Annotated in this window: 19 protein-coding genes and 1 pseudogene; 4 read left to right on the top strand and 16 right to left on the bottom strand. The window is 71.9% G+C overall.

Annotation, left to right across the window (positions count from 1 at the left end; genetic code table 11):
• Positions 1 to 83 precede the first annotated feature (83 nt).
• From MMA15_RS16050 to MMA15_RS16010, 8 genes and pseudogenes are all read right to left on the bottom strand, one after another.
• The gene (locus MMA15_RS16050) at positions 84 to 611 is read right to left on the bottom strand and encodes an amino-acid N-acetyltransferase (protein ID WP_241060501.1); all 528 of its coding nucleotides are present in this window, start codon (positions 609 to 611) and stop codon (positions 84 to 86) included.
• Positions 612 to 782: 171 nt separating this feature from the next.
• Positions 783 to 1,190, bottom strand: coding sequence for a BlaI/MecI/CopY family transcriptional regulator (locus tag MMA15_RS16045; RefSeq protein WP_241060499.1), 408 nt, complete (start codon positions 1,188 to 1,190; stop codon positions 783 to 785).
• A gap of 51 nt (positions 1,191 to 1,241) precedes the next feature.
• Entirely contained in the window at positions 1,242 to 1,412 is a 171-nt protein-coding gene (locus MMA15_RS16040; protein WP_241060497.1) for a hypothetical protein, read from the bottom strand.
• Between the two features lie 165 nt (positions 1,413 to 1,577).
• The gene (locus MMA15_RS16035) at positions 1,578 to 2,375 is read right to left on the bottom strand and encodes a type III pantothenate kinase (protein WP_241060495.1); all 798 of its coding nucleotides are present in this window, start codon (positions 2,373 to 2,375) and stop codon (positions 1,578 to 1,580) included.
• Positions 2,375 to 3,559, bottom strand: a complete 1,185-nt coding sequence (nadC, locus tag MMA15_RS16030) for a carboxylating nicotinate-nucleotide diphosphorylase (protein ID WP_241060492.1) — start codon at positions 3,557 to 3,559, stop codon at positions 2,375 to 2,377. Before nadC ends, MMA15_RS16035 begins: the two co-directional genes overlap by 1 nt.
• A pseudogene (locus MMA15_RS16020) lies at positions 3,556 to 5,591 on the bottom strand (L-aspartate oxidase). Before MMA15_RS16020 ends, nadC begins: the two are co-directional and overlap by 4 nt.
• The gene (gene panC, locus MMA15_RS16015) at positions 5,588 to 6,643 is read right to left on the bottom strand and encodes a pantoate--beta-alanine ligase (RefSeq protein ID WP_443732565.1); all 1,056 of its coding nucleotides are present in this window, start codon (positions 6,641 to 6,643) and stop codon (positions 5,588 to 5,590) included. The pseudogene MMA15_RS16020 and the gene panC overlap by 4 nt, the downstream one beginning before the upstream one ends.
• A 92-nt stretch (positions 6,644 to 6,735) precedes the next feature.
• The gene (locus MMA15_RS16010) at positions 6,736 to 7,602 is read right to left on the bottom strand and encodes a Rossmann-like and DUF2520 domain-containing protein (protein ID WP_241063225.1); all 867 of its coding nucleotides are present in this window, start codon (positions 7,600 to 7,602) and stop codon (positions 6,736 to 6,738) included.
• A gap of 514 nt (positions 7,603 to 8,116) precedes the next feature.
• Here MMA15_RS16010 and MMA15_RS16005 point away from each other — a divergent pair.
• On the top strand, positions 8,117 to 9,397 hold the full coding sequence (locus tag MMA15_RS16005) for a threonine aldolase family protein (RefSeq protein WP_241060486.1): 1,281 nt from the start codon (positions 8,117 to 8,119) through the stop codon (positions 9,395 to 9,397).
• 131 nt (positions 9,398 to 9,528) lie between these two features.
• Here the strand turns inward: MMA15_RS16005 and MMA15_RS16000 are convergent, their stop codons facing one another.
• Both MMA15_RS16000 and MMA15_RS15995 read right to left on the bottom strand, forming a co-directional pair.
• On the bottom strand, positions 9,529 to 10,215 hold the full coding sequence (locus MMA15_RS16000; protein WP_241060484.1) for a response regulator: 687 nt from the start codon (positions 10,213 to 10,215) through the stop codon (positions 9,529 to 9,531).
• Positions 10,216 to 10,427: 212 nt separating this feature from the next.
• A complete protein-coding gene (locus MMA15_RS15995; RefSeq protein ID WP_241060482.1) occupies positions 10,428 to 11,696 on the bottom strand; it encodes a sensor histidine kinase in 1,269 nt (422 codons plus the stop codon).
• Positions 11,697 to 11,818: 122 nt separating this feature from the next.
• Between MMA15_RS15995 and MMA15_RS15990 the strand changes: the two genes are divergently transcribed.
• The gene (locus MMA15_RS15990) at positions 11,819 to 13,165 is read left to right on the top strand and encodes an SAM-dependent methyltransferase (protein ID WP_241060480.1); all 1,347 of its coding nucleotides are present in this window, start codon (positions 11,819 to 11,821) and stop codon (positions 13,163 to 13,165) included.
• Here the strand turns inward: MMA15_RS15990 and MMA15_RS15985 are convergent.
• Together MMA15_RS15985 and MMA15_RS28255 are read right to left on the bottom strand one after the other, a co-directional pair.
• Positions 13,151 to 14,758, bottom strand: coding sequence for a PH domain-containing protein (locus MMA15_RS15985; protein WP_241060478.1), 1,608 nt, complete (start codon positions 14,756 to 14,758; stop codon positions 13,151 to 13,153). The two genes, MMA15_RS15990 and MMA15_RS15985, sit on opposite strands and share 15 nt — an antisense overlap.
• Positions 14,755 to 15,261 carry a PH domain-containing protein gene (locus tag MMA15_RS28255; protein WP_241060476.1) on the bottom strand — a complete coding sequence of 169 codons (507 nt, stop codon included), beginning with the start codon at positions 15,259 to 15,261 and terminating at the stop codon, positions 14,755 to 14,757. Before MMA15_RS28255 ends, MMA15_RS15985 begins: the two co-directional genes overlap by 4 nt.
• A 284-nt stretch (positions 15,262 to 15,545) precedes the next feature.
• Here MMA15_RS28255 and MMA15_RS15975 point away from each other — a divergent pair, with 284 nt between their 5' ends.
• On the top strand, positions 15,546 to 16,640 hold the full coding sequence (locus tag MMA15_RS15975) for an NADH-quinone oxidoreductase subunit D (protein ID WP_241063224.1): 1,095 nt from the start codon (positions 15,546 to 15,548) through the stop codon (positions 16,638 to 16,640).
• A gap of 70 nt (positions 16,641 to 16,710) precedes the next feature.
• On the opposite strand, the gene MMA15_RS15970 is transcribed toward MMA15_RS15975, so the two are convergent.
• The 4 genes from MMA15_RS15970 to MMA15_RS15955 all read right to left on the bottom strand — a co-directional run bounded on the left by MMA15_RS15970 (position 16,711) and on the right by MMA15_RS15955 (position 22,441).
• On the bottom strand, positions 16,711 to 19,113 hold the full coding sequence (locus MMA15_RS15970; RefSeq protein WP_241060474.1) for a hypothetical protein: 2,403 nt from the start codon (positions 19,111 to 19,113) through the stop codon (positions 16,711 to 16,713).
• Between the two features lie 258 nt (positions 19,114 to 19,371).
• Entirely contained in the window at positions 19,372 to 20,415 is a 1,044-nt protein-coding gene (locus tag MMA15_RS15965) for an ABC transporter substrate-binding protein (RefSeq protein ID WP_241060472.1), read from the bottom strand.
• A 284-nt stretch (positions 20,416 to 20,699) separates the two neighbouring features.
• Positions 20,700 to 21,539: an ABC transporter permease gene (locus MMA15_RS15960; protein ID WP_241063223.1), complete on the bottom strand. Its 840-nt coding sequence runs from the start codon at positions 21,537 to 21,539 to the stop codon at positions 20,700 to 20,702.
• A 2-nt stretch (positions 21,540 to 21,541) separates the two neighbouring features.
• Positions 21,542 to 22,441, bottom strand: coding sequence for an ABC transporter permease (locus MMA15_RS15955; protein ID WP_241063222.1), 900 nt, complete (start codon positions 22,439 to 22,441; stop codon positions 21,542 to 21,544).
• Positions 22,442 to 22,697: 256 nt separating this feature from the next.
• On the opposite strand from MMA15_RS15955, the gene MMA15_RS15950 reads away from it, so the two are divergent.
• Positions 22,698 to 23,921, top strand: a complete 1,224-nt coding sequence (locus MMA15_RS15950) for an ABC transporter ATP-binding protein (RefSeq protein WP_241060470.1) — start codon at positions 22,698 to 22,700, stop codon at positions 23,919 to 23,921.
• Positions 23,922 to 24,168: the final 247 nt, after the last annotated feature.

Here is a 24,168-nt window from a genome sequence, read left to right as displayed (position 1 = left end):
CCGGCGGGATTGGCGGGATCTTTCGGACAAAGCGGCTCCCGCATCGCTCGGGCGAGTGGTTCGGGCGGTCACCGTGCCGTCACTCAGAGATGCAGAAGCATGCGGCTGTTGCCCAAGGTGTTCGGCTTCACCCGTTCGAGACCCAGGAACTCGGCCACACCCTCGTCAAAGGAACGCAGCAGTTCGCTGTAGACATCGCCGTCGACCGGTGTCTCCCCGATCTCCGTGAAGCCGTGGCCGGAGAAGAAGTCCACTTCGAAGGTGAGACAGAAAATGCGCCGCACACCCAGCCAGCGCGCGGTGTTCAGGAGCTTCTCCAGCAGGAGATGACCCACTCCGGTGCCCTTGAGTGCCGGGTCGACGGCGAGTGTCCTGACCTCGGCCAGGTCCTCCCACATCACGTGGAGAGCGCCGCATGCGACCACCTCCGCGTCGTGATCCCGTTCCGCGACCCAGAACTCCTGAATGTCCTCGTAAAGGGTGACCGTGGCTTTGTCGAGCAGGATGCGGTCTCGCGAGTAGACATCGATGAGGCGTCGCACAGCGCGCACATCTGCCGTCCGTGCTCGGCGAACGGTGACTTCTGATACGGAAGGGGATGCTGACGCCATGAGCGGACGCTATCGCCCTTGCCCAAGGCACTGCTCTCCGGGTCCCCGCCCTTCACGGCCGCCTTCCGGCAGGCGTTCGCCTACGAGATCCGAAGCTGTTCTGCTCACCGGTTCTGAGCGGCGCTTCCGAGCGCTGCTTCCGAGCGGTGGTTCTGCTGGGTTCTCGTGCGCCTAGTGACTCTCGCGCGGCGCTCTCTCCGGGACATCGACGTGCACATCGTTCAACTGCACGACTCGCAACGCGTCCCGTACGGCGTCGAGCTGTTCCGGAGTCATACGGCCGAAGAACTCCACGAGAGCCGCTGCCGCGTTGTCACTCGACGCCCAGGCTTCGTTCATCAGTGCGGCGGAGTACGCGGCACGTGTGGAGACCGGCTCATATCGATAGGCACGGCCTTCTTGGCGTCTGCGCAGCCAGCCCTTCTGATGGAGGTTGTCCATTACGGTCATGACCGTCGTGTAGGCGATGGAGCGGTCGTCCCGCAGATCCTCCAGGACTTCCCGCACCGTGACCGGACGGTTCCACCGCCATACCCGCGTCATGACGGTGTCTTCCAACTCTCCCAATGGCCGAGGCACGCCGTGAATAATAGACGGAGATGTCCCGAATACCGCAGGGGAGAGCCCGGATCAGCTCTCTTTCTTCTGCCGGACGCTCTCCGCGCGTGCGATGGCGGCGTCCACGGCGGCGTCTTCCTTGGCCTTGTTCGCGCCGCCCTGGCTCTTCACGATCGTGACGATGAGAGCGGTGAATGCCACCGCCATCACGACGGGCGGGGTCAGTGCCGCGATGTACTCCATGCCTTTCGCGCCTCCTTCGGACAGGGCCACAAGCCTACGGCAGGGGCGCTGAGGCCCACTCTCACGGGCCCGGGACCGCGGAGCGGCCGCATGCCCCGGGGCGGCGGTGCGCACCCCGGAGACGACCGCCACGGGACGCCCGGGGCCTGCCGTGCGTGGCAGCCCCTATGTGCGGCTCACGTTGCGCTCGTAGACCAGACGCAGACCGATCAGGGTCAGCCACGGCTCGTGCTCGTCGATGGCGGTGGCCTCGCCCAGCACCATCGGGGCCAGGCCGCCGGTGGCGATGACCGTCACATCGTCCGGGTCGTCGGTGAGTTCGCGTGCGATGCGGTCCACTACGCCGTCGACCTGGCCCGCGAAGCCGTAGAGGATGCCGGACTGCATGGCCTCGACGGTGTTCTTGCCGATGACGCTGCGCGGGCGGGCCAGTTCGATCTTGCGTAGCTGAGCGCCGCGCACGCCGAGGGCGTCGACGGAGATCTCGATGCCGGGGGCGATGACGCCGCCGACGTACTCGCCGCGTGCCGAGACCGCGTCGAAGGTGGTGGCCGTGCCGAAGTCGACGACGACGCAGGGGCCGCCGTACAGCTCGACCGCGGCGAGGGCGTTGATGATGCGGTCGGCGCCGACCTCCTTCGGGTTGTCCATGAGGATCGGCACGCCCGTCTTCACGCCCGGCTCGACGAGCACGGCGGGGATGTCGCCGTAGTAGCGGCGGGTGACCTCGCGCAGCTCGTGCAGCACCGAGGGCACGGTCGAGCAGATGGCGATGCCCTCGACGTTGTCGCCGAGCTCCTCGCCGAGGAGCGGGTGCATCCCCATCAGGCCCTGTAGGAGCACGGCGAGTTCGTCGGCCGTGCGGCGGGGGTCGGTGGAGATGCGCCAGTGCTCGACGATGTCGTCGCCGTCGAAGAGGCCGAGGACGGTGTGGGTGTTTCCGACGTCGATGGTCAGCAGCATCAGTCGTCCACCTCTTCGCGACCCTCGGGCCCCTCCGGCCCCTCGTGTACGTCATGGTCCTCGCCGGTCCCGGCCGCGCCCGCGTCCGTGTCGCGCAGGTCGAGGCCGATGTCGAGGATCGGCGAGGAGTGGGTCAGCGCCCCTACGGCCAGGAAGTCGACGCCGGTGGCCGCGTACTGAGCGGCGTTGTCGAGGCTGAGCCGGCCCGAGGATTCGAGCTGGGCTCGGCCCGCGACCAGCACCACGGCCGCCGCGGTCTCGTCGGGCGTGAAGTTGTCGAGCAGGATCAGGTCGGCACCCTCGGCGAGGACCGGCTCGATCTGGTCGAGGCGGTCGACCTCCACCTCGATCGGCACGTCGGGGAACTCCGCTCTCACGAGTCTGAACGCCTCCGCGACGCCGCCCGCCGCCACCACGTGGTTGTCCTTGATGAGCGCGGCGTCGGACAGCGAGAAGCGGTGGTTGGTGCCGCCGCCGCAGCGCACCGCGTACTTCTCCAGGGCACGCAGGCCCGGCGTCGTCTTTCGGGTGTCGCGTACGCGTGTCTCGGCATGGGTGCCGGCGTCCGCGGCGGTCGCGGCCCGGGTCAGCTCGTCAGCCCAGCGGCGGGTGAGGGTCGCGATGCCGGAGAGGCGGCACAGCAGGTTGAGGGCGCTGCGCTCGGCGGTGAGGAGATCGCGGGTGCGGGTGCGTACCGTCAGCAGCCGCTGCCCGGCCACGACGCGCTCGCCGTCCTCGACGTGGCGCTCCACCTCGAACTCGTCCGTGCAGACCACCGACAGCACCGCCTCGGCGATGTGCAGCCCGGCGACCGTCCCGTCCTCGCGGGCCGTGAAGTCCCCCGTGGATACGGCGTCTTCGGCGATCGTGGCGACGGTGGTGACGTCGACGCCGTGGTCGAGGTCCTCCTCGACGGCCAGGTGCGCGATGTCCTCGACCTGTACGGGGTCGAGGCCCGCGTCCGCCAGCAGCCGTGCGAGGTCCGCGTCGAGGCCGCAGTCCAGCGGGTCCAGGTCCCATGCGTCCGCGTCGCTCCCGGCTCCTCCGCCGCAGCCGCAGGAGTCGCCGCAGCCGCCGCCGTAGGACGGCGTCGCGGACGAGCCGGGGCCGCCGATCTGGAGCAGGGGCACGTCGACGGGCAGAGGGCGTCGCTCCTCCGGGGAGTCCGGGAAGGGGCTGGTCACGGCTTCTCCGTAGGGGTGTGTGGTGGCGGGGCCGCTGAAGCCCGGGGACGGTACGGGCCCGCGTGGGGCTCCGGGTGCGGTGCCGTCGTCGGCGGGAAGGCGGTCGTCGGGGTCGTACGGATGTCGAGGACGTTCGTCGGGACGGGTTCGGAGGCGTCGGGCGGGGCGAGTTCGGACGAGTCGTGGGTTTTGCGGGTGTCGAGATTACGGCCTGTGCCGCGCACGCCGACGACGAGGTGGCGGCGCCATGAGGCGTCGTCACGGTGCGGGTGGTCCTCGCGCCAGTGGCAGCCGCGGGTCTCCTCACGTCGTAGCGCGGCGGCGACCAGCACGCGGGCGACGAGATGGAGGTTGGCGGTCTCCCAGGTCTCCACGCCGGGGTCGGCGGGCTTGTGCGCCGTGTCGGCGGGAAGCGAGTCGAGGCGGGCCGCTGCCTCCGCGAGGCTGGCTGCCGACCGCAGGACTCCGGCGCCGCTCGTCATGATGCGCTGGATGACGGGCCGGGCCTCGGGGGCAGCAGCAGCGGGGTGACGGGCGCCTGCGGCTGTGCACTGCCGGCGTCGGCGGGCCCGTCGGCGGGCCCGCCGGCGTACGTCTCGGCCGCAGGGCGGTCCGGGTCCCGCTTCGCCCCCGCGTGCGCCTCGGCTTGCCGTACATCCGCCTGATGCGCCACCGCCTCCGCGATGCGCTCGGCGAAGACCAGGCCCTCCAGCAGGCTGTTGGAGGCGAGCCTGTTCGCGCCGTGCACGCCGGTGCACGCGACCTCGCCGCAGGCGTAGAGGCCGGGCACGGTCGTACGGCCGTGGAGGTCGGTGCGTACACCGCCGCTGGCGTAGTGCGCGGCAGGCGCCACCGGGATCGGTTCGGTGACGGGGTCGATGCCGTGGCTGCGGCAGGCGTCGAGGATCGTGGGGAAGCGGGACTCCCACATCGCGGCGCCGAAGTGGCGGGCGTCGAGGAACATGTGCTCGGTGCCCGGCTGGGCGCCACGCTCGGCGGCCCGCCGCATGATCGCCTTGGCGACGATGTCGCGCGGTGCCAGTTCGGCCAGTTCGTGCCGGCCCACCATGAAACGCACGCCGTCGGCGTCGACGAGGTGTGCGCCCTCGCCGCGTACCGCCTCCGAGATCAGCGGCTGCTGGCCCTCCGCGTCCGCGCCGAGATACAGCGCCGTCGGATGGAACTGCACGAACTCCAGATCGCTGACCTCCGCGCCCGCGCGCAGCGCCAGGGCCACGCCGTCCCCGGTGGAGACGGGCGGGTTGGTGGTCGCGGAGAAGATCTGGCCCATGCCGCCGGTCGCGAGCACCACGGCCGGTGCGTGTACCGCTCCGACTCCGTCGTGCTGGCCCTCGCCCATGACATGCAGCGTGACGCCCGCGGCCGCTCCGTCGTCCGTCTTGAGCAGGTCGAGTACGAGCGCGTTCTCGACGGTACGGAGGCCCCCGCGGACCGCCGGGGCAGAGCCGCCCTTGCCATACGGACCGCCGTGCGCGCCATGGTCCTCCGCCTGGTCCGCCTGGTCCGCCCGGTCCGCCCGGCGCCCCGTTCGTAGTTCGCGTACGGCGTCGAGCAGCGCGCGGGAGATCTCCGCGCCGGTGGCGTCGCCGCCCGCGTGCGCGATGCGGCGACGGTGGTGGCCGCCCTCGCGGGTCAGCTCTATCTCACCGGTGGCGGGGTCGGTGTCGAAGCGGGCTCCGGTCCCGATGAGCCTTCGTACGGCGGCGGGACCTTCGGTCACCAGGGTGCGTACGGCCTCCTCGTCGCACAGGCCCGCACCGGCGACGAGGGTGTCGTCGAGATGCTGGTCCGGGCTGTCGCCGTCGCCGAGCGCCGCGGCTATGCCGCCCTGTGCCCAGCGGGTGGAGCCGTCGTCCAGGCTTGCCTTGGTGACCACCACGGTGGCCAGGCCCGCGGCGTGGCAGCGGAGCGCGGCGGTGAGCCCTGCGACTCCGGAGCCGACGACCACGACGTCGGCGTCGATGCGCCAGCCGGGGGCGGGGGCGCGCAGGGGCGCCTGACCGGCCGTCATCGGGCCGCTCCCAGCGGGAGGCGGACGTTGTCGATGAGCCGGGTGCCGCCGACTCGTCCGGCGACCGCGAGCACGGCCGCCTCGCCCGTCTCTTCTGAGGGCCGGTCAGGCCCGCCCGGCCGGCCGGCCCGTCCGAGGTCGGTGATCTCCGTGAAGTCGGAGGGGTCGATCAGCGCCAAGTAGTCGACGTGCAGGGGCGGTTCGGCGAGGGCGGCCTCGTCGAGGACCTTGCGGGCCGCTGCGAGCGCGGCGTGTGCGCCGCCGTCCGGCAGTGTGTCCCGTGCTGCGAACAGCGCCCTGGACAGGGCGAGTCCGGTCGCGCGTTCCTCCGCCGAGAGATAGCCGTTGCGGCTGGAGAGCGCCATGCCGTCCGCCTCGCGGACCGTGGGCACGGCGACGACCTCCACCGGGAAGTTGAGGTCCGTCACCATGCGCCGTATCAGGGCGAGTTGCTGTGCGTCTTTCTGGCCGTACAGCGCGATGTCGGGTGCCGTGAGGTGCAGCAGCTTCGCCACGACCGTGAGCACGCCGTCGAAGTGGCCCGGTCTGTGCGCCCCTTCGAAGCGCTCGCCCATCGGCCCGGCGGCGATGCGGACTTGAGAGCCGACGGAGGTGGTCCCCGAACCTCCGCTACCGTGCTCGGCGGTCTCCGGGTAGACCTCCGCGACCGACGGTGCGAACACCACGTCCGCGCCCGCCTCTTGGGCCACGACGAGATCGGCGTCGAGCGTGCGCGGATAGCGGTCGAAGTCCTCCGTGGGCCCGAACTGGAGCGGGTTGACGAAGACCGTGACGACCACCTGCCCTTGTGGGCCGACCCGTTCACGGGCGGCGCGAACGAGCGCGGCGTGCCCGGCGTGCAGCGCGCCCATCGTCATGACGACGGCACGAAGCGCCGTCCCCTGCCGCCCGCTCGCCGTGCCGTCACGCGAAGGCGCCGACTCGGCTGCCGTGGCGCGCAGTTCGGCCGCCGTACGGACAAGTCGTATGCCCTGGCGGCCGTTTCGCCCGGCTCGGGCGGTGCCTGCCTCGCCCGCAGGGGCCGGGTCCATGGGGACCTCACCCGCAGGGGCCGGGTCCGTCGTGTCCGCCGCGTCCGCCGGGGTGCGGCCGTGCGCCTGTGCGTTCTCCGCCGTGCGGTCCATCAGCGACGGCCCCCTTCGGACAGTACGTCGAGCAGTTCCTCGGCCAGTTCGGGCTTGAGCAGCCCGTTGTCGATGGCGCGGTCCGCGGTGGCGCGCGCCATCGCGAGATAGCTGGCCACCATGCGCGGTGCGTGTGCGCCGAGTTCGGCGAGATGGGCGGAGACGGTGCCCGCGTCGCCGCGTGCGACCGGGCCGGTGAGGGCGGCGTCGCCGGAGCGCAGGCTGTTGTCGAGGGCGGCGCCCAGCAGCGGCCCCAGCATCTTCGCGGGCGCCTCGACACCGGAGGCGCGCAGCAGATCCATGGACTGCGCTACGAGCGTGACGAGATGGTTGGCGCCCACCGCGAGCGCCGCATGGTAGAGCGGACGTGCCTCCTCGCTGATCCACTCCGGCTCGCCGCCCATCTCGATGACGAGAGCCTGCGCGGCCAGCCGCAGCTCCTCGGGCGCGGTGACTCCGAACGAGCACCCCGCCAGCCGCTGTACGTCGACGGGCGTACCGGTGAACGTCATCACCGGATGCAGCGCCAGGGGCAACGCCCCCTGGCGCAGGGCGGGTTCGAGCACGCTCGTCCCGTACCGCCCTGAGGTGTGGACGATGAGGCGGCCCGGCTTGAAGGCGCCGGTACGCGCGAGCCCGGCGACCAGCTCGGGGAGCGCGTCGTCCGGCACGGTGAGCAGCACCAGTTCGGCACGGGCCAGCACCTCCGGAGGGTCTACGAGCGGCACTCCGGGAAGCAGCTCGGCGGCGCGGCTGCGGGAGCGCTCGGAGACGCCGGAGGCGGCGACCGGGCGGTGTCCCGCCTGGCGCAGCGCGGCGGCGAGCGCCGGGCCCACGCGGCCCGTGCCCACGACGCCCACCGTCAGTCGCGCGGGGCGGTCCTCGGCACGGAGGTGAGAGTCCGGGTGGGCGTCCCGGTGAGCGTCCCGGCGGTGGCCGTCCGGGGGCTGGGCGGGGGTCTGATCGTTCACGGGGTGGCGGCCTTCCGTATTCCGTTCCGGTCCTCGCCGGGTACCGGACGTCCTGCGGCCATGCTATTCCCTGGCGGCCGGGGCGGGCCGCCGAGGGCGCGGGCCGTACCGCCGGGCGACGGCGAACGGGCGTCAGCAGCGGAAGCGAGGGCTGGGAGCGAGGGGAGGGAACGAGCCGGGGGGGGGACGAGCCGGGGGAACGGGCAGGGGAAGCGGGCACGGACGAGGTTCGGGAGCGACGTGCCCTGCGGCAAGGCGCACGCCAGGACGCCGTACGCCCCAGCCCTTCCCGGAGCGCTCCACGTACGCACCGAGCCGAGCGCTCCGTGACCGCCCCGGATTCCCGATGGCCGGGCCCCGGCCCGTGCACCCTGGCGGCCCGGTCCCGGGCGGCGCGAGGATGCCTGCCATGACCGCATCCGAGCAGGAGGAACGCGCACGACTGCTGCGCGCGTGGAACGGCGCACGGCGCAGCCTCGCCCCGAGTCCCGTCGGCGGGAGCATCGGCGCACGGCTCGCGCGGCTGTCGGCCGAGGGCGCCGAGGCGTACGACCTCTCCGACTGGCCGGACGTCTACGGCAACCCCGACGGCATCGTCGGCGAACTGGAGCGCCGTACCGCCGCCGCCCTCGGCACGGAGTCCGCCGCGTACTTCCCCACCGGGACGATGGCGCAGCAGGCCGCACTGCGCTGCTGGGCGGGCCGCACCGGCAACGACACCGTCGCCATGCATCCGCTGGCCCACCCGGTGCGCTGGGAACGGGACGCGCTGCGGCAGCTCACCGGTCTGCGCGTGACCACCCCGACGGACGCGCCACGCCTGCCCACGGCCGCCGAAGTACGGGAACTGGCCGACCCGTTCGGCACGCTGGCGCTCGAACTGCCGCTGCGCGAGGCGGGCTTCCTGCTGCCGTCCTGGGAGGAGCTGGAGTCGACCGTCGCCGCGGCACGTGAACGGGACGCGGTCGTGCACATCGACGGCGCACGGCTGTGGGAGTGCACCACCCACTTCGGCCGTACGCTCCCCGAAATCGCCTCGCTCGCCGACACCGTCTACGTCAGCTTCTACAAGTCGCTCGGGGGCCTGTCGGGGGCGGCGCTCGCCGGTCCGGAGACGGTCATCGAGGAGGCCGCGGCCTGGCGCCACCGCTACGGCGGCCAGATCTTCCAGCAGTGGCCCGCCGCTCTCTCCGCCCTGGTGGGGCTGGAACGCGAACTGCCGCGTCTGCCCGCCTACGTGGCCCATGCGAGGGTCGTCGCCGAGGCGCTGCACGGCGCACTGGCGGACGCGGGCACCGCCACGGAAGCGGGCACGGGCGCAGAAGCGGGTATGGGCGCGGTCCCGGAAGCGGCCACGCACGCCCACCGAAAAGGCGCGGACACGGGCGCCGGCCGATCGGGCGCGAACGCGGTCTCGTGGTGGCGGGTGTGGCCCAGGGTGCCCCATACGCATCAGTTCCAGGTCTGGCTGCCTTACGGGGCAGGCGAATTGACGGAGGCGGGCGCTCGCCAGGCGGAGGAGACCGGGACGCTGCTCTTCAGGCGCTGGACCGAGCCGCCGGGCGCACCTCCGGGACTGGCGATGACCGAGGTGACGGTCGCCGCTACCGGACTCTCGTGGTCGGACGAGGACGTACGGGAGGCACTCGCCGGATTCCTCGGCTGCCTGCGTATGGTCACAACCGGCTGAACTCCCTTACGGCGACGCCGAGTCGGGGGCACAGGGACATCGAGCCGGTGCCGGAGCAGGTGCGGGGACTGGGTGCGGTGCCGGTGTGGTGCGGGCCCCGCGTCCCGCTCCCATGTCCCACCACCCCCGGCTTACGTCCCACCGCCCCCGGCCCTGACCAGCTTCGCCTCGTATGCGAGCACGACCGCCTGCACGCGGTCGCGCAGTTCGAGCTTGGCGAGGATGCGGCCCACATGGGTCTTCACCGTGGCCTCGGAGAGCACCAGTTCGGCGGCGATCTCCCCGTTGGACAGGCCCTGCGCGACGAGGGTCAGCACCTCGCGCTCGCGGTCCGTAAGCCGCTCCAGCCCATGCGAGAGGGGTTCGGGCGTGGCCGCGGGAAGCACCGTGGAGAAGCGGTCGATGAGGCGCCGGGTGGTGCTCGGGGCGACCACCGCGTCCCCGCTGTGCACGGCCCGGATCGCGGCGAGCAGATCACCCGGCGGCACGTCCTTGAGCATGAAGCCGCTGGCGCCCGCCTTCAGCGCTGAGAAGGCGTACTCGTCGAGGTCGAAGGTCGTCAGTATCAGCACCTTCGGCGAACCGGGGCCGCCCTCGCCGCCCGAGCAGATGCGACGTGTCGCCTCCACTCCGTCGATGTTCGGCATCCGTACGTCCATCAGCACCACGTCGACCGCCGTCGAACGCAGCGTCGCCAGCGCCTCCGCGCCGTCCCCCGCCTCGGCGACGACCTCCATGTCCTGCTGGGCGGCCAGCACCATGCGGAAGCCGGTGCGCAGCAGCATCTGATCGTCGACGAGCATCACGCGGATCGTCATGGGATCGATCCCTTCCTCACGGGCTGTGTGGCTTCACGGGCTGTGGGTCGGTGGGTCTGGCGGTCTATCAGGCTGTGGGTCTATGGGGCTGGGGGTCTATGGAGCTGTGGGGCTGTGGCGACTCTGGGAGCTAGCTGGTCCGCAGGGGCCGATGCGGGCTGTACGAGGACGAGTCGGGCCCTGTATCGCCTCGCCGGTGCCGCCTCCGCCGCTCAGTGGGCGGCCTTCAGCGGCAGCACGGCGCTGATGCGGAAGCCGCCTCCGGGCCGTGGCCCGGTCTCCAGGCTGCCGCCCACCATGCCGACTCGTTCGCGCATTCCGATGAGTCCGTGCCCCAGTCCGTCCGTACCGCCGTCCTCGTACAGGTCGCGTTCCGCGCCCCGCCCGTCGTCCTCGGCGAGCAGCGACAGTTCGTCGGGGCCGTAGCGGAGCCGGACGGTCGCCCCGACCTGCGGTCCGCCGTGCTTGCGCGTATTGGTCAGTGCCTCCTGGACCACGCGGTACGCGGTCAGTTCGACGCTGCTGGGCAGCGGGCGCGGCGTGCCCTCTATCGAGAAGCTGACGTCGAGGCCCGCGCCCCTGACCTGATCGATCAGCTCCGAGAGCTGCTCCATCCCGGGCTGCGGCAGATACTCGCCCGCGCCGTCCCTGCCCTCACGGCCCGGATGTCCGTTGGCACCGGACGCCGCGGCTCCGCCCTCTCCCGTACGCAGCACGCCCAGCAGGCGGCGCATCTCCGCGAGAGCCTGCCTGCCCGTGCCGGAGATGGTCTCCAGTGCCTGCCGGGCCTGGTCGGGCGCCGAGTCCAGTACGTAGGCGGCGCCGTCGGCCTGCACCACCATCACCGAGACGTTGTGCGCGACGACGTCGTGCAACTCCCGGGCGATACGGGCCCGTTCGGCAGCCGCCGCGATCTTGGTCTGTGCCTCGCGCTCCTTCTCCAGACGAGTCGCGCGCTCCTCCAGCTGCGCGTAGTAGGCACGCCGGGTACGCAGCGAGTCGCCCAGCACCCAGGCCAGCAGGAACGTGACGGTCAGGAAGACGTCGCCGAGTATCGTCCCGGCCAGCGTCTGGTCCTCGTCCGGCCAGCGCAGCGTGGCGATGGTCGGGGCGAGCAGGGCGCCGCAGAGAGCGAAGCGCGACGCCCAGCGGATGTTGCGGGAGGCCACGGTGAAGACGATCACCAGCATGGCGAAGTTGCTGGGGCCGATGGCCACGTGGGTGACGACCTGTGCCACGCCGGTGCCCGTGGCCAGCACCAGCATCTTCTCCGGTACGCGGCGGCGCAGCGCGACCACCGTGCACATCGCCAGAACGATGGGGACCGCGGCTATCTGCTCCTTCGGCCCCTGGGGCAGCCCCTCGCCGTCGCTCTCCACGCTCGATATGAGCCACACCGCCGACATCATCAGCAGCAGCAGAGCCCACCAGCAGTCCACCCAAGTGGGATGCCGGCGGATGAAGTCGTAGATGCGGTTCACATAACACAGCGTATTCAGGCCGGGCACGTGCAGGGGTCAGACCGGCGGCCGATCCCTGAGCGCCCGCATACTCCGCAAGGTGGAGGAGGCCCGTCCGCACGGCTCGCCTAACGTGGCTCGACGTGGACACGAGAGAACGGGGAGGCGGCGAAGCGGCGGGCGGCCCCGCGGACTCCCCTTGCGACGACGGTCTCTGGCTGCCGTGGCAGGCCGCGGCCAGGCGGGCGCTCTACGGCACCGACTGCCCGGCGGAGAGCGGCGCGGCAGAGGGGGCCGAGGACGCGGGCCCGGGGTTCTATGAACGCGAGCCGCCCGCCGCCCACTTCCGTACGTCCGTGCACGTCTCACGGCTCTTCGCCATCGCGGTCGCACGCCTGCTGCGCCACGTCGACGACGAGCTGGGCCGCCCCCGAGAGCTCGCCATGGTGGACGTGGGCGCGGGCCGTGGCGAGCTGCTGACCGGCGTACTGGAGGCGCTGCCCGACGAGGTCTCCGAGCGCGTCCGCCCTTACGCGGTGGAACGCGCGCCCCGTCCCCCCGGTCTCGACGAGCGAATCGTCTGGTCGCACCGGCTGCCTGCCCCCGCGTCGCTGTCCGGTCTGCTGTTCGCCAACGAATGGCTCGACAACGTCCCGCTCGACGTCGCGGAGAACGACTCCGACGGCGTTCCGCGCACCGTGCTCGTACGTACCTCGGACGGCGCCGAACGGCTCGGCGAACCGGTACACGGTCCGGACGCGGACTGGCTGCGCCGCTGGTGGCCCCTGGGCGCGGACGGTCCGGCTGCACCGGAGCCCGAGCCCGAGACCACCGGGGAGACCGGGGAGACCGCTGGGTCGGACGGCCCCGGCGAGCCCGGTGGGTCCGGCGAACCCGGCAAGCACGGCGAAGCAGTCGGCCCCGGCCGCACCGGCGAACCCGGGCTGCGTGCCGAGATCGGGCTGCCCCGTGACGAGGCGTGGGCCGCTGCCGTGCGGACCCTGTCCCGTGGCCTGGCCGTCGCCGTCGACTACGCGCACTTCCGCGCGGACCGCCCTCTCTTCGGCACGCTCACCGGCTATCTCGACGGCCGCGAGGTGTCGCCCGTACCGGACGGCAGCCGGGATCTGACCGCACACGTAGCGCTGGACGCATGCGCGGCGGCAGGCGCACACGCGGCGGTGGAGAGGTACACCGGGACCACCGGAACGGGCACCGCAGGCCCAGGTGCGGCCGGCTCGGAGGCCCCTGGCTCAGTCGGTGCCCCGGGCTCCACCGCTCCCGCCGTGCGCTCCCAGCGCGACGCCCTCCACATCCTGGGGATCGACGGCGCACGCCCGCCGCTCTCCCTCGCGTCGAGCGATCCGGCCGCATACGTACGGCAGTTGGCGTCGGCCGGTGAGGCCGCTGAGCTGACCGACCGAGGCGGGCTCGGCGCCTTCGGCTGGCTGATCCAACCCGTAGGCGGCGTCCCGTCACCCTTCGGCTGACGGGTCCTCGTCCTCAATGGCAGCCGTGGCGGGCGGCTTCGGGGACCGCCCGGCCTTCGCCGCCGACGCACCGGGCGCATCGCCGTCCGTCTCTCCCTCTGCGGCGTCCGGCGTCTCTCCGCCCGCAGCGCCAGGCGCATCGCCGTCCGTCGCGCCCGCCCCCGCTCCCCCCGTCATCCACCGGTCGGGACGCGCCTCCCGGCGCCCCGTCCGCGACCGTTCCGCCTGCGCGTGCACCAAGGCGTACGCCTCGTCGGCGTCCCTCAGCCGAGCCGCCGTCCATCCGTTCGCACCGTGGTCCACGGCCACGTCCGCGAGCCTCAACTTCCGCTGCCACGGCCCCTGTACGAGGCGCACGCTCTGCACCTTCGCATGCGGTACGAGCGTGACCCGGCGCTTGACCAGGCCGCTGCGGGTGACGAAGACGGCGTCGGTGGTCCCGTGCCCGCAGCCGCGCCACAGCAGCGGCAGACACCAGCGTGCGCGGCGCGGGACCGGAGCGGCGACGCCCGCCGCCGCGGCGAGGTCCACGCCCTGCAGCACCCGCGCCAGTACGCCTGCCGCGTCGTCTCGCGTCGCCACGGGGATCAGCACGCCGCCCTTGTCCTTGCCGGCGCCCGCGATCTCCAGCTCCACGCGCACCCAGCCCCGTCGACGCCAGAGCAGCGGCTCGGTGATCCGTATGGACTGGACGCGGCCCGGAGGCACGGTGGCGTGCTCGCGGTCCAGCAGGCCGTGGTCCAGGCGCAGCCCGTCGGGCGACTCGGCGACCGTCCAGTCGTACTCCTTGAGCAGACGTCCGCCCGTACCGGCCCAGACACCGCCCAGGGCTGGCGCGAGGGCGGCGACGGCCCCCAGCACGCTGTCGCTGGCGGCGTACACGACGACCGGGACGAGCACCGCCGCGAGCAGAGCGCCCCAGCCGCTGCCCATCAGCAGCAGCCCGGTGACGAGCGTGCGCGTGTCGACGCGGAGCATCTCGCGGGCCGGGGCCTCGCCCGCCTCCGGGGCGGCCTCGGGGGCGATCCCGGCGGCGCGGGCGAGCAGTTCGGCGCGCAGGGCGACCGCCTCGCGCTCGCCGAGGAAAGCCAGTTCGTCCTTCGCCTCGGCGCCCACGACGTCCAGCTTGAGCTTGGCGACTCCCGCCACCCGCGCCAGAAGCGGCCGCCCGACGTCGACGGCCTGGACTCGGTCGAGCCGGATATGCGCCGTGCGCCGGAAGACCAGACCCGTACGGATGCGCAGCTCGGTGTCGGTGACGAGATAGCTGGTGAACCACCAGGACAGGAATCCGTACCCCGCCGCGAGGGGCAGCAGCACGGCGAAGGCCAGCAGGAGGCGGCCGGGCGTGAGCTGCGTGTACCACTCGCGGATGCGCTCGAAGTCGTGCAGGGCGAAGGCGACGAGCCCGGCGACGGGCGCCCACGCACGCCGCCACGGTGTGACGGGGTGCAGCCGCTTGCCCTCCGCGCGGCCGTGCGCCCCGGCGTGCTCCCGGTCCGCGGCCGGGTCCGGGTCCGGGACTGGGTCCGGGTTCGTGTTCGGGCCCGGGCTCGCTTCCTGGTCCGACGTCGGACGCGGGGCCCCGCTCACAGCCCGGCCGACCTGGCGCCGCCGAGTTCCGTGAGCCGGTCGCGCAGGCGTTCCGCCTCCTCCGGTACGAGCCCCGGGATCTCGGCGTCCGTCGTCGCGGCGGCCGTGTGCAACTGGACGCGTGCCAGCCCGTACCGCCTCTCCAGCGGTCCCGACGTGACCTCGACGAGCTGCATCCGCCCGTACGGCACCACCGTCAACTCCCGCCAGAGCACGCCGCGGCTGATGAGCAGGTCGTCGGCGCGCTCCGCGTAACGCCACGAGCGCCAGTTGCGCTCCAGCGCGCCCCAGCCCCACACCGCGACCGCCGTGGGCAGCAGCGCGAACGCCGCCCACGGCGGGCCCGCGAGCAGCCACAGCCCGGCGCCCGCTGCGAGCGCAAGCGGCCCCAGCGCGCACAGCAGCACCACCCGGCGCATCCGCACCAGCGCACGCTCGACGCCGCTCCAGCGCACGGGCTCCCCCGCCCTCTCCGCGTCGCGCGTCTCCGTCCCCGTATTCATGCGCCAACCCTACGGCCGGGCACCGACACCGGGGCAGGCTCGGGAACGTAACCCCGGAGACGGGCCGCCGGGGCTCGCGACTACCCGCTGTCCGCTACGGGCTGTGGGCTCCCGGAGTCCCCTGCCGCCACGGGTGCGAGACTGAGCGCATGAGTCAGCGGACGACGACGGACGGCACCGGGCACGGCACCGCCGCGACCCCCGGCGCCCCGGCCGGCGGCCCGACGGACGGCCGGGGCACGCACACCACGGTCGGCGTCGGCGGCGCCGCCGACAGCTCCGACATGGTGCTCAACATCGGCCCCCAGCACCCCTCCACGCACGGCGTGCTGCGGCTGCGACTCGTCCTGGACGGCGAGTTGATCAGCGCGGTCGAACCCATCGTGGGCTATATGCACCGGGGCGCGGAGAAGCTCTTCGAGGCGCGCGACTACCGGCAGATCATCGTCCTCGCCAACCGCCACGACTGGCTCTCCGCCTTCTCCAACGAACTCGGCGTCGTCCTCGCCGTCGAGCGCATGCTCGGCATGGAGGTCCCCGAGCGTGCCGTGTGGACGCGGACGCTGCTCGCCGAACTCAACCGCGTGCTCAACCACTTGATGTTCCTCGGCTCCTATCCGCTGGAACTCGGCGGCATCACGCCCGTCTTCCACGCGTTCCGCGAACGCGAGGAGTTGCAGCACGTGATGGAGGAGATCTCCGGCGGCCGGATGCACTACATGTTCAACCGCGTCGGCGGGCTGAAGGAGGACCTTCCGGCCGGATGGCAGTCCCGGGCACGGCAGGCGGTCTCGGACGTGCGGTCCCGGATGGACACCTTCGACCGCCTGGTGACGGGGAACGAGATCTTCCGCGGGCGCACGCGAGGCGTGGGCGTACTCGATCAGGCGACGGTGCACGCCTACGGCGTCAGCGGCCCCATCGCCCGTGCCTCCGGAGTGGACTTCGACCTCCGCCGCGACGAGCCGTATCTCGCGTACGGGGAACTGCGGGACACCCTCAAGGTCGTCACCAGGCGCGAGGGCGACTGCCTCGCCCGCTTCGAGGTGCTACTCGAACAGGCCCACAACTCACTGGACTTGGCGGACGCCTGCCTCGACCGCCTCGCCGGACTGCCGCCCGGCCCGGTCAACCAGCGCCTCCCGAAGGTACTCAAGGCACCGGAGGGCGCGACTTACGCCTGGACGGAGAACCCGCTCGGCCTCAACGGCTACTACCTGGTCTCCAAGGGCGAGAAGACGCCCTACCGGCTCAAGCTCAGGTCGGCGTCCTTCAACAACATCCAGGCGCTGACGGAGCTGCTGCCGGGCACGCTGGTCGCCGACATGGTGGCGATCCTGGGCTCGTTCTTCTTCGTGGTCGGCGACATCGACAAGTAAGCGACAAGTAGTCGGCGAGCAGTCGGCGAGTACGGGCTACGGGGCAGGGCTGCGAAGCCGGGTGCCCGGCTCAACTCGCATTGCGCACCCCGGAGTCGGACCTCGGCTTGGAGTTCGCGGAGCTGCGCGCCTTGGCCGTCGGATGCCCCGGCTTCTGCTCGGAACCGTCCTTGATCTGGGAGTCGGCGTCGGACTTCGCGGTCCCGGACTTCGGGTCAGACTCTGACGACTTGGTCTCCGACTTCGGCTCGCCCTCGGATTCCGACCCGGTCTCAGACTTCGGCTCGGTCTCCGACTTCGGCTCGGCCTCCGACTTCGGCTCGGAGCCCTCCTCGGCCTTCGAGTCGGCCTCAGGCTTCGACTCGTTCGCAGGCGCGGGCCCGGTCTTGGCCGCGGCCCCGGGTCCCGGTTCCGGCTTCTTCCCGGATTCGGGCTTCTTCTCCGCCCCCGGCTTCCGGCCCGGCTCCGGCTCCGGCTCGGGGTCCGTCTCCGGGCTCTGTTCCGTCTCCGGGTTTCTCTCCGAAGTCGTCTTCTGTTCCGCCTCCGGCTCCGGGGTCCTCCCCGATCCCGGATTCGATTCGGGCCCCTCCTCCGAGGCGGACTTGGGCTCAGAGGCGGGCTTGGAGTCCGAGGCGGACTTGGGCTCAGAGGCGGGCTTGCTCTCCGCCTTCGAGGGCGTTCCGTTCTGCGTGGGCTTGCTGCCGGGAGCGTCCGCGGCACCGGCCGGGCCCTTCCCGGTGAGGCCGTCCCTCTTCGGGTCCTGTGCGTCGTCCTTCTTCGGCTCCTCGGACTCGTGTCCTTGGCCGGACTTCCCGGAGGCCGAACGCGCCCCGCGCTCACGGGACTTGGCGTCCGCTTCCGGTACGGAGCCCGTCCGCCCGGAGTCCTTGCCACCGGCGCCCGTCGACGCCGCTCCAGAGGCCGACACCGATGTCGCCGCCGACGCGGAAGTCGATCCGGATATCGATGCCGATGCCGCCGGGGACGCTTCCCGTATGCCTTCGTCGCGCCGGGCATGGCGGCCGGTCCGGTTCGCGGCCGTGGGCTCCTTGGCGTCTTTCGCCGTGGGCTCCTTGGCGTCCTTGGCTTCGGTCTCCTTGGCTCGGCCTGCGTCGGCTTCCTTTTCCGTCGCCGTCGTCTTCGCCTCTGCCGCAGCCTCCGCCACTGCCGGAGCCTTCGCGTCCCCGGTGGCCTTCGCGTCCCCGGTGGTCTTCGCGTCGGAAGCCTTCGGGTCGTCGGCCTTCCCGGAGCCCTGCTGCGCCGCGTCCGCCCCGCTCTTCGCGCCGCTCGTCGCCTTCGTACCGTCCGCATCCGACCGGGAGCCGGGACCGTCCTGCCCGTGCAGCCCGCCACCGGCGCTGCCGTTCACTGCGGACGGCGCCGCCTCCGACCGCGCCGCCCCGGACTTCGCGCCCTCGCGCGCCTTCTCCGCGTCTCCCGCCGCACCGGTCTTGTCCGCCGCACCGGCCTTCTCCGGCGTACCGGCCGTGTCCTCCGCCGCGGCATCGGACTTCGTACGATCCTTCGCCTCGTCCCCCGTGCCGCTCTGCTCCCGGCGGTCGCGCCGCTCGAACAGCTCGGACGCCTCGCGCGGCTCCCGCGTCCGCCCCGGTACGGACGTCGCCCCCAGCCCTTGCTGCGGTGCCGACGGCCGCTTAGCCCGACGCTTCGGCTTGCCCATGCTGCCGGTGCCGAAGAAGTCGAACTTGCCGGCCTCCGGCTCCGTCGACCTGCGCTCCTCCGTCACGGTTCCCGGCTTCTGAAGCGCCGCCCGCCGGACGGCTTCCCGCTCCTGCTCCCGCAGTTCGCGTTCCTTGCGCAGCCTCTCCTGGCGTTCGCGCTCCTCCTGCTCCTGCTCCTCGCGCTCCTGCCTGCGTGCGACGTTGCGGCTGAGATTGCGCAGCGCCTCGTTCGCCTGGAGATAAGTGAGCGGAGTGGGCGCCCCCGACGGATGACGGTGGTCGGTGGCCGAAGCAGTGAGTGCCTTCGTCGGTTCGCCGGATTCGAGCTGGAGCTGTCGTCTGCCCTCCAGGGCGCTGGCCCGCTCCGTCTCGGCGTGTGCGTACCGGCGCAGCAGGTCCGCGTGCTCGCTGCGCAGCCGCGCCAGCTCCTCGCGCTTGTCCCGCAGCCTGCCCCGGGTCTTCTCGCGTGCCTGGCGGAGTTCCTCGAGTTCGCCTTCGAGTTCGGCCTGGCGCTCCTCGGCCCGCCACTCCGTGCTCGCCTGCTTGGTCTTCAGGTCGCCTACGCGTTTGCCTGCCGCACGGTCCCAGGTACGCAGCAGTACGGCGCCGGTCACGGCTGCCGCGGCAGCACCGGCAGAGCAGACACGCAGCAGCACCGTGTCCGTGTCACCGAAACCGGCTTCACCGAACAGCCAGGCGCCTCCCGCGCAGAGCAGCGCTGCCGCTGTGACCGTTGCCGGAGCGAGGGCCCGGTGCAGTGGCTGCGAATGGCGATGACGTCCACGAGGCATGGCCTGGAATGTACCGTGCGAGTCTCCGATCAGGCACCGGACGAAGGCCATTGTTACCCCGCCACAACCCGGTGCTGTCCTCTTTCGCCTCGGCTGTCCCCTTCTGGAATTTCCCGGTCCGCCGCCCCTGCGCGATCGGCTCGCGATCACGCGGCGGCCCTGCGGATGCCCGTGACTACCGGCCCCGCGGGACCGCGCACCGCAGGACCGGGCTCCGCAGGGCCGGCGCGTGAACTCCCGGGGTCCGACCGCCCCGTCTCAGAGCAGCTTCTCCGCCTTCAGATACTCCTCGGCGACGTCCTTCGGCTTCTGCCGCTCGGCGTCGACCTTCCTGTTGAGGTCCGCGAGGTCCTCCGTCGTAAGCACCTTCGTCAGCTTCTCCAGCGCGGCGGCGACGTTCTTGTTCCCCGCCTTCTTCGCGTTGACGACCGGCAGCACGTTGTCCGCGTTCTGAAGGCCCTTGTCGTCCTTCAGCAGCACCAGCCCGAAGTCGGCGAGGGTCGCGTCGGTCGTGGTCGTCAGCACGAGCTGGTCGGTGCCGTCCTTGACGGCCTCCTTCGCCTGCGTCGTCCCCACGCCCTTCGGGTCGACCCCTGTGACGTCGATGCCGTACGTCTTCTCCAGACCGGGACGGCAGAAGGGGCGCTCCTCGCACTCGTCGCTCGCCGCGAGCTTGATCTTCTCGCCGGACTTGCCGAGGTCCGTCAGCGTCTTGAGCTTGTGCTTCTTCGCGAAGTCCTCGCTGACGGCGAAGGCGTTCTGGTCCACGGCCTCACCGGCGGGCAGCACCCTCAGCCCCCTCGGCTCGGCGAGCTTCTCCAGCGCGGCGACCGTCTCGTCGATGTCGTTGGAGGCGACGGGCTTCGCCTTCGGGCCGTGCTCCTTCGCGTTCAGGAACTCCGCGAGGGTCGCCGCGTACTCCGGTACGACGTCGATCTCGCCCTTCTCCAGGGCGGGTTCGTACAGCTCGCGGTTCTTCAGCTTGCTGATCGAGGTGCTGTAACCGGCCTTGGTCAGCAGCTTCGAGTACAGCTCCGCCATGACCTGCGACTCGGTGAACCCGGCCGATCCGATGACGATCTCGCCCTTCGAGCCGCCGTCCGCGGAGCCGCCGCCCTCCTTCTCCAGGCTGTTGCCGCCGCACGCGGTCAGCGTCGCGGCGAGTACGGCGACGGCGCCGCCCGCTGCGAGCAGCCTCCGCGCCCCGCGCGGCACGGAACGGCTCGCGGGCTTCGGGTAGTTCGAGATCTCCTGGGAGTTCGGGGGGTTCGGTTCGTCGGGGGTCACTGCCTCGTTCTTCATGTCCACACCGTTCGTAGGGGTATGTGCAATACGTGGGGTATGTGCGGTCCGTGAGTTACGTGCGCTGCGTGAGCTACGTCAACTACGCGGCTACGTGGGGGCGATCACCCGAGGCGTTCGCGGCCCCGGGCCGGGAAGAGTCGTCGGTCAGAAGTCAGAAGTCAGTGGTCGGAGGTCAGAGGTCAGAGGTCAGAGGTCAGAGGTCAGAGGTCAGAGGTCAGAGGTCAGAGGTCAGTAGGCAGGGTCAGTTGAGCGGTCACTGGCCAGAGGCCGGTGGTCAGCGTTCAGGACGGCCGTGCGGACATCACCTTTTCATCGGGCCCCGCCTCTTCGGACCCCGTCTCATCTGAGCCCGTCTCTTCAGGGCCCGTCTCATCGCTGCCCGTCTCTCCCGAACCGGCCGCATGCGCCGCCGACTTCGACTCGGAACGCGGCCCGCGCCTCGCCTTCCCGCCACCGCGCCGCCCCCGCATCGGGTCCAGCAGCCGCTCCCCGGCCACCAGCACCCCCTCGACCAGCAGCGCGAGCGCCGCGACGAGCGCGGCACCGGCGACGACCTGCGGGGTGTCGTACGTACCGAAGCCCGCCGTGATGATCCGGCCCAGCCCGCCACCGCCAGGCAGCGCGGCCAGCGTCGCCGTGGCCACGACCTGTACGGCGGCCGACCGCACGCCCGTCATGATCAGCGGGAAGGCGAGCGGCACTTCGACCCGCCACAGAAGCTGCCAGCCGGACATGCCCATTCCGCGTGCGGCCTCCACCACGTCGCGGTCGGCCTCGCGCATTCCGACGTAGGCGTTGGTCAGCAGCGGCGGCAGTGCGAACAGCACCAGCGCGACGATCGTCGGCACGTCGCCGTACTTGCCGAGCGGGCTGAGCGTCAGCAGCACCAGCACCGCGAAAGTGGGCACCGCGCGGCCCACGTTGGAGATGTTCACCGCGAGCGCCCCGCCACGGCCCACATGCCCGAGCCACAGGGCCACAGGCAGGGCGACGGCGCAGGCCACGCCGAGACAGACCAGGGTCAGGAAGAGGTGCTGGGAGAGGCGGTGCGTCACGCCGTCGCCGCCCGTCCAGTTGGCGCCGGTCGTCAGCCACGTCCACGCGTCCACGAAGAAGCCCACCGTCACGCCCCCTTGCCGGCCGGCTCGGGCTCGCCGGGCGCCCGGGAGCCTGGCCCCGCACCGCCGGAGCCGACGCCCGTGCCGTCGATGCAGTCCGCCGCGTCCGCCTCGCCCGCGCCGCCCTTACGCGCCCGCCCGAATCCGTAACGGGACCCGGACCCGCTGCCCTGTCCACGACCGCGCCCCCGCCTGCCCGAAGGCACCCAGGGCGTGAGCAGCCGCTGCAAACCCAGCAGCAGCACATCCGCGAGCACCGCCAGCAGTACGCAGATCACCGACGCCGTCAGCACCTGCGCCCTGAAGAAGCTGTCCATGCCGTCGTAGATGAGATTGCCGAGGCCGCCGAAGCCGACGATCGCACCGACGGTCGTCAGCGCCACCGCCGACACCGTCGCGATGCGCACGCCGGCCATCAACGCGGGCAGCGCGAGCGGCAGTTCGACCCCGAAGAGCAGCCGGTACGGGCCGTAGCCCATGCCGCGGGCGGCCTCACGGGCCTCGTCGGGAACGGACTCCAGGCCCGCGAGGATGTTCCGTACGAGCACGGTCAGCGAGTACAGCACCAGCCCGGTCACCACGACCGCGGCGCCCACCCCGAAGAGCGGCAGCAGCAACGCGTACATCGCCAGCGAGGGCACGGTGTAGAGCACGGTCGTCAGCCCCAGCACCGGCCCGTACGCCCGCTGCCAGCGCCGGGCGGCGAGCGCCAGCGGAAAGGCGACGAGCAGCGCCAGCAGCACCGAGACGACGGTGATCCACACGTGCTCGACGGTGGCGTCCGTCAGCTCCTGGCCGCGCGAGCGCACGTATTCGGCGCATATCCAGTCGTTCGCGGCGAGGCAGTCGCCTCCCGGCTTCGCGAGGGGCCCTGCGAGGGCCGCCAGTTGCCCGGCGCCGCTCAAGCCGCTCACCCCGTCCCATCTCCGAGTCTCATGTCCGATTCCCGCCCCGCCCGGTTGCGTCCGTACGGATTCACGTACGACTGCCGCAGCGCTGCCGCCGACGACGCCGCGCGCCCGCAAGCATGCCGGGAGACCCTACAGCCCGCTACCGACAGCGGTTCCGAACTGCCACACTCCTGCAACACACACTTCATCCGGCGCCCGGCAGAATTCACCGGGACCACGGACGGCCGAGCCGAGCGATGAGATTGAGACGATGATCCGCTTCGAGAACGTCACAAAGCGCTACCCGGACGGCACCACCGCCGTGCACGAACTGTCGCTGGAGGTGGCGCAGGGGGAGCTCGTCACGCTCGTCGGCCCGTCCGGCTGCGGCAAGACGACCACCATGAAGATGGTCAACAGGCTCATCGAGCCGTCCTCGGGCCGAATTCTCCTCGACGGCGAGGACATCTCCGCCGTCGACCCGGTCGAACTGCGCCGCCGCATCGGCTACGTCATCCAGCAGGTCGGCCTCTTCCCGCACAAGTCGGTGCTCGACAACACCGCCACCGTCCCCTACCTGCTGGGCTGGTCCAAGACCGAACGACGCAAGCGCGCGGCCGAACTGCTCGACCTCGTGGGCCTCGACCCGTCCCGCTACGGCGACCGCTACCCGGACCAGCTCAGCGGAGGCCAGCGGCAGCGCGTCGGCGTCGCACGCGCGCTCGCCGCGGACCCGCCGGTGCTGCTGATGGACGAGCCGTTCGGAGCCGTGGACCCGGTCGTGCGCGAGCACCTCCAGAACGAGTTCCTGAAGCTCCAGTCGACGCTCCACAAGACGGTCCTCTTCGTCACGCACGACATCGAGGAGGCCGTACGGCTCGGCGACCGCATCGCGGTCTACGGAGAGGGCCGCATCGAGCAGTTCGACCCTCCGGCGAAGGTGCTGGGCGCACCGGCCACTCCGTACGTGGCCGACTTCGTCGGCGCCGACCGCGGACTCAAGCGGCTGTCGGTCACCCCCATCGAACGGGGCGACCTGGAGGAGCCGCCCGTCGTGCACCTCGACGACCCGCTCGACAAGGCCCGTACGCGCATGCGCAGCCAGGGCGCGAGATGGGCGGTGGTGCTCGACGACGCGGACGAGCTGCACGGCTGGCTCGCGGCCGAGGCCGTGGACACCCCGCCGAAATCCGGAAGCGGGGCCGGTGCCGGTGCCGGAAGCCGAGGGTCCGGGGAAGCCGCCGGACCTCCGACCGTCGCCGACCACGCGCGCCGCATGGAGGCATGGCTGCCGCTCGGCTCGCCCCTGAAGCAGGCGTTCAGCAGCATGCTCCAGCACGACGCGGGCTGGATCGCGGTGCTGGACGACGCCGACCGCTTCGTCGGCGTACTGACCCCCGGACGCCTGCACGAGGCGCTGCGCCGCTCCATCGACGCGGACGAGCGCGACGTACGCCGCGACGAGGTCGAACTGAGCACGGTCGCCGACGCATAGGCGGAGGAGGCCGACCGGTGCCGGCCGCCGCTGCACACGGGCCGTTCCGTGTGCAGCGCTCCGTCGCGGCACCCCATCGCCCCGTACGTGGACGCAAGTTGACCACCACACGGACTCGTGTTTCACTCCACCGCATGAACGGCACCGCACTGCACCCCTGGCGGAGGGTCCATCTCGACCTTCTCCGCTACGTGGGCTGCGTGTGTCGTCCGTCCTGCTGATCAAGTCAGGCCATGCCGCGCTCAGT

The sequence above is a fragment of the Streptomyces marispadix genome, assembly GCF_022524345.1.
GTDB classification, from domain to species: Bacteria; Actinomycetota; Actinomycetes; order Streptomycetales; family Streptomycetaceae; genus Streptomyces; species Streptomyces marispadix.
Note: the sequence above shows the minus strand (reverse complement) of the source record. Positions and strands in the feature narration are given on the sequence as shown.